The sequence below is a fragment of the Brevundimonas sp. genome (genome assembly GCF_965227765.1).
Taxonomy (GTDB): Bacteria; Pseudomonadota; Alphaproteobacteria; order Caulobacterales; family Caulobacteraceae; genus Brevundimonas.
In genome coordinates this window covers 40,717-54,216 of the sequence record NZ_OZ245778.1, presented here as the reverse complement: position 1 = coordinate 54,216, position 13,500 = coordinate 40,717, and the positions used below count along the sequence as shown (strand labels likewise).

Here is a 13,500-nt window from a genome sequence, read left to right as displayed (position 1 = left end):
TCGCCCGTAGGACAGACACCATGCCCGCCTTCCTCAAGAACAAATGGACCTGGATCGGCGTCCTGCTGGTCATCATCCTCGTCGTCGGTTTCTCCGTCATGTCCAAGGCTGGCGCGGCCAAGAAGGCCGAGGTCGAGAAGGCGGCGGCGACCAAGGTCGACAGCCCCTATTCCGCCATCGCCAACGGCAAGGTCGATATCGAGGGCGGCATCATCCAGGTCGCGGCGCGTCGCGGCGGCATCATCCGCGAGGTGCTGGTGCAGGAGGGCGACACCGTCTCCGCCGGCCAGATCCTGGCCCGCCAGGAGGACGACGAGGCGCGCCTGGCCGTGCAGAGCGCTCGCGCCGCCGTAGCCCAGGCCCAGAGCCAACTCAGCCAGATCCAGGTCAGCATCAACACCGCCCAGCGCGAGTATGAGCGGCTGGAAAAGCTGGTCGCCACCAACTTCGTCGCCGCCGCCCGGATGGATGAAGCCCGCGACGCCATCGCCACCGCCCGCGCCCAGCTGGGCTCGCAGCAGGCCGCCGTACAGACCGCCCGCGCCCAGCTGTCCCAGGCCGAGTACGACCAGGAACTGACCGTCATCCGCAGCCCGATGGCGGGCCGTATCGTGCGCCGCTACGCCAACCCTGGCGCCGGCGCCTCGACCCTGAACGTGTCGGCCATGTTCGACCTTGAGCCCGACGCCCCGCGCATCGCCCGCGCCGAGATCGTCGAGAGCGACATCCCCAATGTCACCAACGGCCAGGCCGTCGAGATCACCCCCGAGGGCGACCCGTCCAAGATCTATATCGGCACGGTGCTGCGCCGCGCCGCCGTGTTCGGCGCCCGCAAGCTGGCCTCGGACGATCCCTCGCAACGCTCCGACGAGCGGGTCGTCGAGGTCGTGGTCTCGGCCGGGGACGCCCCCCTGCTGATCGGTCAGCGGGTGCTGGTCAAGTTCATGAAGCCCGGCCAGACGGCGGGCGCGCCGCGCGCCATCGAGGCCGGTGTGCCTGCGGACCGCGCCATGCAGGCGCCTGCGCGTCAGGGCTAGGGCTTGATCTGACCAGGGCTGGCGCGGATCGTCACGATCCGTTTCAGCCGCCGACCCACGCTTTCCGAGCGACGAATCTTCGTGCCATATCTGTCGCTGGGACCGTTCTCACCGCGCGCTGACAGTGCGGGAGGGCGGAAAGGGGGCGCGACGCCATGCACATGACCACCACCGAGATCTTCCTGATCGCGATGCTGATCATCTTCACCGTGCCCTACCTGATATGGCGGGTGTTCAAGACCGATTATTATGCGCCCCTGGTGGTGGTGCAGATCATCGGCGGCATCCTGCTGGGGCCTGGCGTCCTGGGGGCGGTCTTTCCCGACTATTACGCCTTCGTCTTCAACCCGCAGGTGGTCACCGCGCTCAACGGGATCGCCTGGTGGGCGGTGATGATCTTCGTCTGGGTCGCGGGCATCGAGCTGGACCTGAAACAGGCCTGGGCCAGGCGCGGAGAGACCAGCATCACGGCCGGCTCCGCCCTGCTGGTCCCCCTGGCCTTCGGCAGCGTCGCCGCCATGGGGATGCTGATGTTCCCCGGCTGGGCCGGACCCGAGGGTCAGACCTGGCAGGTGGTGCTGGGCATCGGCATGGCCTGCGCCGTGACCGCCCTGCCGATCCTGGTCCTGTTCATGGAAAAGCTGGACATCCTGCGCGAGCCGCTGGGACAGCGGGTGCTGCGCTACGCCAGCCTGGACGACATCGCCATCTGGGGCGTGCTGGCCGTGATCCTGCTGGACTGGGAGCGGATCGGTCGCCAGGGCGCGTTTCTCTTGGGCTTCGCCGTCGCCACCTGGGCCGTGCGCTGGATCATGGCGCGCATCCCCGAGCGGGACCGCTGGTACGTCGGCCTGATCTGGCTGGCGGCCTGTGGGCTGGCCGCCGACTGGGCCGGGCTGCACTTCATGGTGGGCGCCTTCCTGTCGGGCGCCGTGCTGGACAAGGGCTGGTTCAACGAAAAGCAGATGGACGATTTCCGCGGCAATGTGCTCTTGGCCATCATGCCGGTCTTCTTCCTGTCCACCGGTCTGCGGACCCAGTGGGACGTGGGCGGGGTTATGGTGTTCGGCGCCGCTGCCGTGCTGCTGTTCGCCTCTGTGGCGGGCAAGCTGGCCGGGGTTCACCTGGCCGGGCGCATCCTGAAATGGGAGAAGGGCGAGGCCTCGATCATCGGCTGGCTGCTGCAGACCAAGGCCCTGATCATGATCATTTTCGCCAACATCCTGTTGGACAAGCAGATCATCACCAACGAGACCTTCACCGCCCTGCTGCTGATGGCGGTGGGATCGACCATGCTGTCGATCCCGATGGTGACGCCCAAGTTGAAGAAGCTGGCCGGACTGATCGGGCGATCAAGCTAGGGGGCCGGCCAGAGGTCAGGCCTTCTTGACGAACTCGGTGCGCAGGACCAGGCCGCGCACCTTGTCGACATTGGCCTCGATCTCGTCCTCGTCGCCGGTCAGGCGGATGTTCTTGACCAGGGTCCCACGTTTCAGCGTCACCCCGCCCGAGCCCTTGACCTTGAGGTCCTTGATCAGGGTCACGCTGTCGCCGTCGGCGAGGATATTGCCGTTGGAATCCTTGGTCGGGGTGTCGGTCATGGGGATAGTCTTTCTGCGTCATCCTCGGGCGTGACCCGAAGATCGGACGTGTGGCGAAACAATAGTCGTGGGCTTTGCCGAGCCGCAAAGGCGGAGCGGCGGATAATCCGACCCTCGGATCAAGTCCGAGGGTGACGGGGGTTATGTTTAGTCCGGCACGTTGGCGTCGAGTTCGTCCAGCCAGACCCGCGCATTGCCGTCCGAGGGCGCGCGCCAGTCGCCGCGCGGCGACAGCGAGCCGCCGGTCACCACCTTGGGCCCATTGGGCAGGGCCGAGCGCTTGAACTGGCTGGTCTGGAAGAAGCGCACCAGGAACTTCCTCAGCCAGAACTTGATCGTGGCCAGGTCGCAGGCGACGCGGTCCGCCTCGGGGTGATGGGCCGGCCATTCGCCGACGCCGGCGTCGCCCCAGGCCTGATGGGCCAGATAGGCGACCTTGGACGGCTTCATGCCGAAGCGGGTGATGTAGAACAGGAAGAAGTCGTTCAGGGCATAGGGGCCGACCGTCGCCTCGGTCGACTGGATCTTGCCGTCGGCGCCGGCGGGGACCAGTTCGGGCGAAATCTCGGTGTCGAGGATGGCGTTCAGCACGTCCGACGCCGCCGCCATCTCCGGCCGGGCGGCGACCCAGCGGATCAGGTGCCGGATCAGGGTCTTCGCCACCCCGCCGTTGACGTTGTAGTGGCTCATATGGTCGCCGACGCCGTATGTGGCCCAGCCCAGGGCCAGTTCCGACAGGTCGCCGGTGCCCAGCACAAAGCCATGGTTCTGGTTGGCCAGGCGGAACAGATAGTCGGTGCGCAGGCCCGCCTGCACGTTCTCGAAGGTGATGTCGTGGACGGGTTGGCCATCGGCGAACGGATGGCCGATGTCCTTCAGCATCTGTTCGGCGGCGGGGCGGATATCCAGTTCGGCGCCGGTGACGCCCAGGGCCTTCATCAGGCTCCAGGCGTTGGATTTGGTGCCGTCCGAGGTGGCGAAGCCCGGCATGGTGAAGGCCAGGATGTCGGTGCGCGGCATCTCCAGCCGGTCGAAGGCGCCACAGGCGACCAGTAGGGCCTGGGTCGAATCCAGCCCGCCCGAGACGCCGATGACGATCGTCTTCGAACCCGTCGATTTCAGCCGCCGCATCAGGCCCTGGACCTGGATGTTGAAGGCCTCGTAGCAGTCCTGATCCAGCCGCGCCGCGTCGTCGGGCACAAAGGGGAAGCGGTCGAGGGGGCGGATCAATCCTCCCACATCGGGGGAGGGGAACCGCGGCGCGCTTGCGCCGGGGTGGAGGGGGCTAGCCCCAGATACCGTGGCTGGGTTGGCCCCCTCCACCACTTCGTGGTCCCCCTCCCCCGATGGGGGAGGATTGGCCTCGAACAGGACGGTGTCGAAGGCCCTGTCCGCATCCAGTTCACGACGGGCGCAGTCGGCGAAGGTGCCGGTGCGCAGCCGTTCCAGCCCGATGCGGTCGACGTCTATGTCGGCGATGGTCAGGTGAGGGGTCATGGCGAACCGCTCGCCCTCGGCGATGCGTGCGCCCAGTTCATGGATGGTCGCCTGACCGTCCCAGGCCAGGTCGGTGGTGCTTTCGCCCCAGCCCGAGGCGGTGAAGACATAGGCCGCCATGGCCCGCGCCGACTGGCTGGCGCAGAGCATTGCGCGTTCGTCCGCCTTGCCGATGACGATGTTGGAGGCGGACAGGTTCAGCAGGATGCGGGCGCCCGCCATGGCCTGACGGGTCGAGGGCGGCAGGGGTGACCAGAAGTCCTCGCAGATCTCGACCCCGAAGACGAAGCCGGGGCGGTTCTCGGCGGCGAAGATCAGCCGTGTGCCAAAGGCGCCCCAGTCACCGGCCAGTTCCGGCAGGTCGTCGTCGGCCGGACTGAACCAGCGCTTCTCATAGTATTCCCGATAGTTGGGCAGATAGGTCTTGGGCACGACGCCCAGGACCCGGCCCTCGCCCAGCACCACGGCGCAGTTGTAGAGGCGGTCGCGGACCTGCAGGGGCGCGCCGATGACAGCGACCACCCCGGTCTCGGCGGTGACGGCGGCGAGATCGGCGACCTGGCGTTCGACTTCTTCCAGCAAGGCCGCCTGCATGTGCAGGTCGTCGATGGCGTAGGCGCTGAGGCTCAGCTCAGGGAAGACGATCAGGTCGACGCCCTGTTCGGCGGCCTGACGGATCAGAGCTTCATGCTCGATAGCGTTGGCCTTCGGATCGGCAATATGCACCACCGGGGTCGCGGCGGCGACGCGGACGAAGCCGTGGGTGCGGGCGCTGTAGAAGGGGTGGTGCGCAGGGGCGGAGGTCTGGGTCACTTCGTGGGCGTCCTGGTCGTTTCGGCGCGGATGGACCGGACGGCGGCCGGTGCGGATTTCAGACCCCGAGACGGATGAAACCGGGTCTGAATAGTCTGAATAGTCTGAAATCGGGCTGGCTCGGAGAGCCATTTCAAACTCTGGGAGGGATGAAACCGGGTCTGAAGGGTCTGAATGGTCTGAAATCCTGCGAGCGGGCCGAGATGAAGCGGAGGGCGCCGACGGGCACAGCCTATCACAGCCCGAGGCCATGCGAGGTCGAATGCCGCGCCATCGTTCGCGTGACGCGGCCTCAAGGTGCGGCTAAAGCCAATCCATGAACGATACGCCGAAAAAAGGCTGGTTCCAGCGTCTGTCCGACGGTCTGGCCAAGTCCTCCAAACAGATCACCGAGACGGTCGTCGGGGGCATGACCAAGGAGCCGCTCGACGAGGCGGCGCTGGAGCGGCTGGAAGAGCATCTGCTCGAAAGCGACCTGGGCCCCGCCGCGACTGATCGGATCGTGGCCCGGTTCCGCGAGCTGCGCTTCGGCAAGACCTCCAATGAGCGCGAGATCAAGGAGGCCTTGGCCGAGGCCGTGGCCGCCGAACTGCTGCCGCGTCAGGCCAGCTTCGACCCGCTGGGTGCGGACGGCGTGGCGGGCGGGATCAAGCCGTTTGTGGTCCTGTTCGTCGGCGTCAACGGATCGGGCAAGACGACCACTCTCGGCAAGATCGCCGCCGACCTGACGGGCAAGGGCGCCAAGGTGATGATCGTCGCCGGCGACACCTTCCGCGCCGCCGCCCGCGAGCAGCTGAAGGTCTGGGCCGAGCGCTCGGGCGCCGATTTCGAGAGCCGCCGCGACGGGGCCGATCCTGCCGGGCTGGCGTTTGACGCCTACACCAAGGCGCGGGCCGAGAACTACGATGTCGTGCTGATCGACACCGCCGGGCGGCTGCAGAACAAGTCGGCCCTGATGGACGAACTGCTCAAGATCGTGCGGGTGCTGAAGAAGATTGATCCGGACGCCCCGCATGAGACCCTGCTGGTGCTGGACGCCACGGTGGGCAGGAATGCGCTTGCTCAGGAACAGGTGTTCGGCCGGGCCGCCTATGTCTCCGGCATCGTCATGACCAAGCTGGACGGCACGGCCCGCGGCGGGGTTCTGGTGCCCGTGGCCCAGGCGTCGGATGCGCCGCTGAAGCTGATCGGCGTCGGCGAAGGCATCGAGGATCTGCAACCCTTCGACGCCCGCGCCTTTTCTAGATCCCTGGTGGGGCTGGAGGACTGAAATGACCGACTCCGTCGAGACCGCGTCCAAGGCGCCGACCTGGATCCGTCAGGTCGTCGATTTCGGCGCCCTGGCCGCCTTCGCCGCCGTCTTCATCTTCTTCCGCGTTCGCGGATTGCCGGGGTCCGAGGCCCTGGTCCATGCGACCTGGGGGCTGGTGGCCGGATCGGTGGTCGCGGTGGTGGTCGGCCTGATGGTCGAGAAGCGCCTGGCCCTGATGCCCCTGCTGGTCGGCGGTTTCGCCCTGGTGTTCGGGGTCCTGACCCTGGTGTTCCAGGACGACCTGTTCGTGAAGCTGAAGGTGACGGTGCTGAACACCTGCCTGGCCATCGCCCTGCTGGGCGGGCTGTGGCTGAAGAAGCAGCCGCTGAAGGCGCTGCTGGGCTCGGTCATCCCGGTCAACGACGCTGCCTGGCGCGTGCTGACCCTGCGCTATGGACTGTATTTCGCCGCCGTGGCGGTGGTCAACGAACTGGTCCGGTCCGAGGCCCTGGTCGGCTGGGCCGCGACGCGGATGGGGATGACGGGCGTCGATCCAGCGGATGTCTGGGTCAGTTTCCGGGGCGTGCTGTGGATCGCCTCTTCGGTCTTTGGACTGTCCAACATCCCGCTGATCATGAAGAACCTGGTGTCGGACGGGCCGGTGGACGCCACCGCGCCGATCGAGCCGGAAGTGCTGCCTTAGGGGTCAGGCGCCGGGGGCTTGAAGACCCCCTCCGTCTCACCGCTTCGCTCCGAGCCACCTCCCATTCGCCAAGCGGCGAACAGGGAGAAGACGCGCGCTCATGCCGCGAGGCTCCGCGAGCCGAGCGTTAGCGCTCTAAGACAGATGCGCTCAAGCAGTGAGCGACCGCGTCGCGAGCGGTAGCGCTCTAAAGCCAGAATGCGCTCAAGCAGTGAGCGACCGCGTCACGAGCGTTAGCGCGTCGCGTCAGCGACCCCAACAGACCTGTCGTCAAACCGTAAAGCCGGACTGCTAACCTTCCGTCCACGGCGCGAAGTCATGGGACGCGCGCCGACGAGGACAGGGCCATGGTCAAATCCGGCAAGTCGGGCAAGCGGGCGGACGCCCTGACGGCGTCGCCCAGCCATCTGATGCACCGCGTGCTGCAACTGGCGTTGGACATCTATGCCGAGGAAGCGGGGCCGGACGGTCCGACCCAGCGTCAGTTCGCGGTGCTGGAGGCCGTCTCGGGCCAGCCGGGCCTGACCCAGACCGATCTGGTGCGCGCCACCGGCATCGACCGTTCGACCCTGGCCGACCTGGTCACGCGGATGACGGCCAAGGGGCTGCTGGAGCGCGAGAAATCGGCGCTCGACGCTCGCGCCAAGGCCGTCAGGCTGGCGGCGGCGGGCGAGGCGGTCCTGATCGCGGCGCGGCCTCGGGTCGAGGCGGCGGACCGGCGGATCATGGCCCTGATGCCCAAGGCCAGACGCGAGGGCTTCATCGAACTTCTGAGCGAGTTGGCCGGTCGCGCCGACGCCGCTCCGGACCTGGCCAAGGCTGACGCCAAGGCGGCGCGCAAGGCCGCCAAGGAGGCGCGGCGCGCGGTCAAGGCGGCGGAAAAGGCCGAGCTGAAGGCCGAGGCGGCGGCCCGGAAGGCCGGCAAGATCAAGAAGACGAAGGCGCCGGTCGAGGTCGAGGCCGAACCTGCGCTCGAGCCAGAGCCCTCCGTCTAGACGCGGATATCCAGCAGGCTGCCGGGGCGGGCGGTGCGATCCGCCGGCTGAGCGGAACTCGGCGAGGTGGTCGTCCGGGTGACGGCGGGCTGGACCGAGGACCGCGCCTGCTGCGGCGCCTCGGCCTGTCCCATGGCGGCGCGGAAGAAGGCGGCTTGGGCGCTGCGCGCGCCGGCCGAGCCCGGCGTCTGGGCCGGGACCGGGCTCCGAACCGGAGATGACGTGGCGGGCAGATCGGGTCGAATCGCGCTCATGCCGACAAGGTTAACGACCTCTCTCGAAAAAGGGTTAACGGCGTCGCTAGGGGGCGCTGTCGCTCATGCCGCGGGCGCTTGCTGCTTCGCGCTGAAGCAGCGAGGCTCCGCGAGCCGAGCGTTAGCGCGTCGCGAAGCGACCCTCTTAAGAAGGCGAGCGCTGGGTCGCCGTTGGCGGGGGCCGGGGCGCGGCCTGCATCGAGGCGACCAGGCGGTCGATCTCGGCGTCGTCCAGCAGGGGGCCGGAGACCTTGGCGGTGACCCGGCCCATGGCGTCGACGGCGAAGGTCTCGGGCACGCCGGACACGCCCAGGTCCAGCCCGGCGCGGCCTTCGTGATCGACCAGGACCATGGAGAAGGGGTCGCCCAGCTCTTCCAGGAAGGCGGCGGTGGCCTCCGGCTCGTCCTTGTAGGCGACGCCGACGATGGCGACGCCCTCGGCCTTCAAGGCCATCAGCTTGGGATGCTCGATCCGGCAGGGCGCGCACCAGCTGGCGAAGACGTTGACCAGCATGGGGCGGCCGACGCCGGCGGTCTTCAGGTCCACGTTCTGCGGCCCGGCGACCGAACCCTGCAGGATGGGCAGGACGGTCTCGGCGATGGGCTGGCCCACGGCGGCGTCGGGCTTGTAGGCCGGATCGCGTTTCAGCGACCAGCCGATGAACAGGATCGCCAGTCCGGTCAGCACCACCAGCGGGATCGTCGCCAGCCAGCGGTTCATGTTTCTTGCGCTACCGCGCTTCGCGCTGCTTGAGCGCGGGTTTCGTCCGTATCTTCCAGCGTCTTGAGCTCGGCCTTCCAGCGCCGGGCGGCGATCAGGGCGCGGGCGGACAGGCCGGCCAGCACCAGCAGGCTCAGGCCCCAGGCGGGCCAGACGAAGGCGGCGTAGGGGCTCATGTCGAGGTCGAGCATCAGGCCTTCTCCTCAGGCTTCCAGGGCTTTGCGGGCGCGCAGGCTCAGCACCCGGCGGCGCGTCACCTCGGTGCGGATCGAGGTCAGCCAGACGGCGGCGAACAGCGCGCCATAGGCGGCCATCATGGTCAGTAGGGGCCACAGGAAGACGGGGTCCAGGCTGGAGCCGCCGGCCCGCAGCAGGGAGGCCGGCTGATGCAGGGTGTTCCACCAGTCGACCGAGAATTTGACAATGGGCAGGTTGATCAGGCCGACCAGGCCCAGCACGGCGGCGGCGCGGCCGGCCTTCTGCTCGTCGTCGATGCTGGAGCGCAGGGCCATGTACCCGAGATAGAAGAGGAACAGCACCAGCACCGAGGTCAGGCGCGCGTCCCAGACCCACCAGGTTCCCCACATCGGCTGGCCCCACAGCGAGCCGGTGACCAGGGCCAGGGCGGTGAAGGCGGCGCCGGGCAGGGCGGCGGCGCGGCCCGCGGCGTCGGCCAGCGGGTGGCGGAAGACCAGGGCGAAGAAGCTGGAAACGCCCAGGGCGGCATAGACCACGGTGCCCATGATGGCGGCGGGGACGTGGACGAACATGATGCGGACGGTGTCGCCCTGCTGATAGTCGCCCGGCGCGGTGAAGCTGAGCCAGGTTCCGACGGCGAGCAGCACGGCGGCCAGCCCCCAGAGCCACGGGGTCAGCGGGCCGGTGAAGCGCATGAAGCGCTCGGGATTGGCGAGGCCGAACATGGGCTGGGGATTACGCGGGCCGAGGCGGGGGAGCAAGAGCTTGGGCGGCAAGGGGCGCGAGGCTCTCCTCCCATCGCCGAGCGGCGCCGGGGAGGAGAATTGAAAACGGGGCCGGCGCTTTCGCACCGACCCCGCAAGTCACTCGAAAAGTCAGAAAAGACTATTCGGCGGCCTTCAGCTGACCGGCAGATTCCTTGCCGGTGCGACGGTCGCGCTCGACCTCGTAGGAGACCTTTTGGCCTTCGTTGAGGGTGTTCAGTTCCGAAGTTTCAACGGCCGAAACGTGCACGAACACGTCCTTGCCGCCGTCCGAGGGCTCGATGAAGCCGTAACCCTTGGTGGAGTTGTACCATTTGACAGTGCCGGTAGCCATTTTAAGGACCTCCGCTAGCGATTGGCCACGTGCAAAAGCACACGGGACCTGTCGGTTCTGAATGGGAAAGGCCTGGAAACTCGGTGCGTTCGCAAAGAGAGAGGGCGTTACGCAGAGAGATCGACGAAGTCCATTATGCGCCAGTTCGAAAGCCTAAACAAGCGGGCTTGTTCAATCGGGCTGGCGGCGGGCCGCGCCCGCCGATGGCGGGATAGAAACCTATGCCTCTTCTTCTTGGTCCTCGGCGGCGGAGGCGGCCGGTTCCTCTTCGCCTTCGGGGGCGATGTAGTGGGCGGTGCAGAGCTTGCGCAGGGCCGAGGTCAAAGAGCCGCCGTACAGACGGTCCTGAACCCGTTCGTGGCCCTCGGCCTGAAGTTTGGCCTTGATGTCGCCGACGGTGCGGCACGAACCGCTCTTGGCCAGTTCGTAAGCACGCTCGATGGTGGTGAGTCTGAAGGTCATTGACCCTAGATAGGCGCTAGCCCGGTGATATGCGAGGCGTCGGCTGCCTGTGTCCGGTAGCGGACGGTGCGCGCCTCTCCGTCCGATCGCTCGAAAATCCGTTATCTGCCGTTCATCCGCAGAGCGGTATGATCGCCGAACGGCGTCACGTTTTTTGAACCCGTGCGCCCTTGAGCAGGAATAAACCGATGCGCATCCCATCCGTGACGGCCCCTCTCGCACTGGTCGGCGTCCTCGCCGTGACGCTTGGCGCCTGTGCCTCGGCTGGCGGCCCGCCCAGCCGCTACAGCCAGGAGATGGATCGCCTGACCAGCGACTGCACCGCCCGCGAAGGCATCCTGCAGCCGACCGGCGCGGTCAGCGGCGAGCCGGCCCGGGACTATGCCTGCATTATTCGGGGCGGCGGCTCGCGGATCAACTGATCTGCGGTTCGACGGAGCGGTGACGGCGGGCCTGCGAACGGGTAAACCCCCGTTATGACCGACGCCTCCTCCTCCTCGTCGCGCCCGCACAGCTCGGGCACGACCTCTTCGTTCGGCTTTCGCGACGTCGACGCCAAGGCCAAGGTCGGCATGGTGCGCGAGGTGTTCGACAGCGTCGCCTCCAACTACGACCTGATGAACGACCTGATGAGCGGGGGCGTCCACCGGCTGTGGAAGGACGCGGCCGCCGCCAAGCTGAACCCCCGCCCCGGCGAGACCATCCTGGATGTCGCGGGCGGTACTGGCGACATGGCGCGGCGCTATTCCAAGATGGCGCGCCGGGCCCAGGAGCGTCGCGGGGGCGAAAACGCCTCGGTCATCGTGCTGGACTACAATGCCGAGATGATCATGGCCGGTGTCGACAAGGGCGGCGAGCCGGAGATGTCGTGGAGCGTCGGCGACGCCATGGCCCTGCCTCTGCCCGACGCCTCGGTCGACGCCTATTCGATCAGCTTCGGCATCAGGAATGTCGCCGACATCGCCGTGGCCCTGTCGGAAGCGCGCCGCGTGCTGAAGCCCGGCGGGCGGTTCATCTGCCTGGAGTTCTCGCGGCCCACGACCGAGGTCATCCGCAAGGCCTATGACGCCTGGTCCTTCCACGCCATCCCGCGCATCGGCGGCTGGGTGGCCAAGGATCGCGACAGCTATCAGTACCTGGTCGAAAGCATCCGCCGCTTCCCCGACCAGCCCACCTTCAAGACCATGATCGAGACCGCCGGCTTCCGGAACGTGACCGTGACCAACCTAGCCGGCGGCGTTGCGGCGATCCATTTCGGGTGGGCGATCTGACCACCTCTGAAAGATCTGGCTCGCCCCTGTACCGCGTGGCCCCGACGCCGCCTGCGCCCCTGAAGGTGCGCGATCCGCTGGGCGCCAGCTGGCGGCTGATCGGCTGGCTGGGCGTTCTGGCGCGGCACGACGTACTGCTGCCGCGCGAGATCACGGGCGTCCTGCCCGCTTGGGCGCGGCCCATCGCGGGCGTGCTGCATCTGTTCGCCGGGCGCGAGGGGCGTGACGGGCGGCCCGGCCAACGGCTGGGTCGGGCGTTCGAGCATTTGGGGCCGGTGGCGATCAAGCTGGGCCAGGTCATGGCCACCCGCGCCGACATCTTCGGGGCCGAGTTCGCCACCGACCTGGGGCGGCTGAAGGACAAGCTGGCGCCCTTTCCCACCGAACAGGCCCGGCGCGAGATCGAGCGGTCGCTGGGCCGGACGGTGGACAGCCTGTTCACGGATTTCGGCGATCCCATCGGCGCCGCCTCCCTGGCCCAGGCCCATCCGGCCTGGCTGGCGGACGGGCGCAAGGTGGCGGTCAAGGTGCTGCGGCCCGGCGTCGAGCGGCGCGTGGCCCTGGGTCTGGATTCGATGCGGCTGGGCGCAGGGGTGGTGAACCGGCTGGTCCCGGCGGCGCGACGTCTGGAGCCGCGCGCCTTCGTCGAGACCGTGGCCCGTTCGATGGAGCTGGAACTGGATATGCGGCTGGAGGCGGCCGCCGCGTCCGAACTGCGCGACATCATGGCCGGCGAGAAGGCCCATATGACCGCCCCCGCCGTCTTCTGGGAAGGGGTGGGCAAGCGTGTGCTGACGCTGGAGTGGGCGCAAGGCCTGCCCATGACCGACCCGCTGGCGGTTGAACAGCCGGGGCTGGACCGCAACCTGCTGGCCGACCACATCGTCCAGGCCTTCCTGATCCAGGCGCTGGACCACGGCACCTTCCACGCCGACCTGCATGAGGGGAACCTGTTCTGCTCGGCGCCCGCCGAGGTCACGGCGATCGACTTCGGCATCGTCGGGCGGCTGGGGGAGGGCGAGCGGCGCTATCTGGCCGAGATCCTGTGGGGTTTCCTGACGCGCGACTATCCGCGCATCGCCCGCGTCCATTTCGAGGCCGGATATGTGCCGCCGAACCATTCGGTCGAGGCCTTCGCCCAGGCCCTGAGGGCGGTGGGCGAGCCTGTCATCGGGCGGTCCGCTTCGCAGGTGTCGATGGGGCGGCTGCTGGGCCAGCTGTTCGAGATCACGGCCCTGTTCGACATGCACCTGCGGCCCGAGCTGATCCTGTTGCAAAAGACCATGGTCTCGGTCGAGGGCGTGGCGCGCCGGCTGAACCCCGATCACGACCTGTGGGCTGCGTCCCAGCCGGTGGTCGAGCGCTGGATCGCGCGCGAACTGGGGCCGCGCGCCCAGGTCCGCGACGGGCTGAAGGAACTGATCGGCGGGGCACGCGCCCTGTCGCGACTGGTGCAGGATCCGCCCGCCCCGCAGCAGACGGTGGTGCAGGTGACGCGCGTGCCCCACTGGCTGTCGGCCTGTTTGGTGGTGGCGACGGGGGCCTCGCTGGCCGCCCTTGTTCTGTCGCTTTGGTCCGTCATTTCAGGCTGATGACCG

16 protein-coding genes are annotated in these 13,500 nt (G+C 67.9%); 8 read left to right on the top strand and 8 right to left on the bottom strand.

The features are described 5' to 3' along the window. The first annotated feature begins 20 nt into the window (after positions 1-20). Both ACO05L_RS00285 and ACO05L_RS00280 read left to right on the top strand, forming a co-directional pair. The gene (locus tag ACO05L_RS00285; RefSeq protein WP_421730185.1) at positions 21-1,037 is read left to right on the top strand and encodes an HlyD family secretion protein; all 1,017 of its coding nucleotides are present in this window, start codon (positions 21-23) and stop codon (positions 1,035-1,037) included. A gap of 155 nt (positions 1,038-1,192) precedes the next feature. Beyond that, on the top strand, positions 1,193-2,398 hold the full coding sequence (locus tag ACO05L_RS00280) for a cation:proton antiporter (RefSeq protein ID WP_421730184.1): 1,206 nt from the start codon (positions 1,193-1,195) through the stop codon (positions 2,396-2,398). A gap of 15 nt (positions 2,399-2,413) precedes the next feature. On the opposite strand, the gene ACO05L_RS00275 is transcribed toward ACO05L_RS00280, so the two are convergent. Further along, complete coding sequence (locus tag ACO05L_RS00275; protein WP_421730183.1) at positions 2,414-2,638, bottom strand: alkylphosphonate utilization protein; 225 nt, start codon at positions 2,636-2,638, stop codon at positions 2,414-2,416. 147 nt (positions 2,639-2,785) lie between these two features. Further along, positions 2,786-5,080 carry an NAD(+) synthase gene (locus ACO05L_RS00270; RefSeq protein WP_421730182.1) on the bottom strand — a complete coding sequence of 765 codons (2,295 nt, stop codon included), beginning with the start codon at positions 5,078-5,080 and terminating at the stop codon, positions 2,786-2,788. A gap of 184 nt (positions 5,081-5,264) precedes the next feature. Here ACO05L_RS00270 and ftsY point away from each other — a divergent pair, with 184 nt between their 5' ends. From ftsY to ACO05L_RS00255, 3 genes are all read left to right on the top strand, one after another. Continuing rightward, positions 5,265-6,218, top strand: a complete 954-nt coding sequence (gene ftsY, locus ACO05L_RS00265) for a signal recognition particle-docking protein FtsY (protein ID WP_421730181.1) — start codon at positions 5,265-5,267, stop codon at positions 6,216-6,218. Position 6,219: 1 nt separating this feature from the next. Beyond that, positions 6,220-6,903, top strand: coding sequence for an inner membrane-spanning protein YciB (locus ACO05L_RS00260; protein ID WP_421730180.1), 684 nt, complete (start codon positions 6,220-6,222; stop codon positions 6,901-6,903). A 347-nt stretch (positions 6,904-7,250) separates the two neighbouring features. After that, positions 7,251-7,898: a MarR family winged helix-turn-helix transcriptional regulator gene (locus tag ACO05L_RS00255; protein WP_421730179.1), complete on the top strand. Its 648-nt coding sequence runs from the start codon at positions 7,251-7,253 to the stop codon at positions 7,896-7,898. On the opposite strand, the gene ACO05L_RS00250 is transcribed toward ACO05L_RS00255, so the two are convergent. The 6 genes from ACO05L_RS00250 to ACO05L_RS00225 all read right to left on the bottom strand — a co-directional run bounded on the left by ACO05L_RS00250 (position 7,895) and on the right by ACO05L_RS00225 (position 10,631). Continuing rightward, positions 7,895-8,152 carry a hypothetical protein gene (locus tag ACO05L_RS00250; protein ID WP_421730178.1) on the bottom strand — a complete coding sequence of 86 codons (258 nt, stop codon included), beginning with the start codon at positions 8,150-8,152 and terminating at the stop codon, positions 7,895-7,897. The genes ACO05L_RS00255 and ACO05L_RS00250 overlap by 4 nt on opposite strands. Before the next feature lie 145 nt (positions 8,153-8,297). Beyond that, positions 8,298-8,873: a DsbE family thiol:disulfide interchange protein gene (locus ACO05L_RS00245; RefSeq protein WP_421730177.1), complete on the bottom strand. Its 576-nt coding sequence runs from the start codon at positions 8,871-8,873 to the stop codon at positions 8,298-8,300. After that, entirely contained in the window at positions 8,870-9,064 is a 195-nt protein-coding gene (ccmD, locus tag ACO05L_RS00240) for a heme exporter protein CcmD (protein WP_421730176.1), read from the bottom strand. Before ccmD ends, ACO05L_RS00245 begins: the two co-directional genes overlap by 4 nt. Before the next feature lie 12 nt (positions 9,065-9,076). After that, entirely contained in the window at positions 9,077-9,796 is a 720-nt protein-coding gene (locus ACO05L_RS00235; RefSeq protein WP_421730175.1) for a heme ABC transporter permease, read from the bottom strand. A gap of 160 nt (positions 9,797-9,956) precedes the next feature. Continuing rightward, the gene (locus ACO05L_RS00230; protein WP_421730174.1) at positions 9,957-10,169 is read right to left on the bottom strand and encodes a cold-shock protein; all 213 of its coding nucleotides are present in this window, start codon (positions 10,167-10,169) and stop codon (positions 9,957-9,959) included. A 219-nt stretch (positions 10,170-10,388) separates the two neighbouring features. Continuing rightward, positions 10,389-10,631 carry a hypothetical protein gene (locus ACO05L_RS00225; protein ID WP_421730173.1) on the bottom strand — a complete coding sequence of 81 codons (243 nt, stop codon included), beginning with the start codon at positions 10,629-10,631 and terminating at the stop codon, positions 10,389-10,391. A gap of 188 nt (positions 10,632-10,819) precedes the next feature. Here ACO05L_RS00225 and ACO05L_RS00220 point away from each other — a divergent pair, with 188 nt between their 5' ends. From ACO05L_RS00220 to ubiB, 3 genes are read left to right on the top strand one after another with little or no spacing between them, the layout of a single operon-like run. After that, entirely contained in the window at positions 10,820-11,053 is a 234-nt protein-coding gene (locus ACO05L_RS00220) for a hypothetical protein (protein ID WP_421730172.1), read from the top strand. A gap of 54 nt (positions 11,054-11,107) precedes the next feature. Further along, positions 11,108-11,902, top strand: coding sequence for a class I SAM-dependent methyltransferase (locus ACO05L_RS00215; protein ID WP_421730171.1), 795 nt, complete (start codon positions 11,108-11,110; stop codon positions 11,900-11,902). After that, positions 11,890-13,494, top strand: a complete 1,605-nt coding sequence (gene ubiB / locus ACO05L_RS00210) for a 2-polyprenylphenol 6-hydroxylase (RefSeq protein WP_421730170.1) — start codon at positions 11,890-11,892, stop codon at positions 13,492-13,494. The genes ACO05L_RS00215 and ubiB overlap by 13 nt, the downstream gene beginning before the upstream one ends. Positions 13,495-13,500 lie beyond the last annotated feature (6 nt).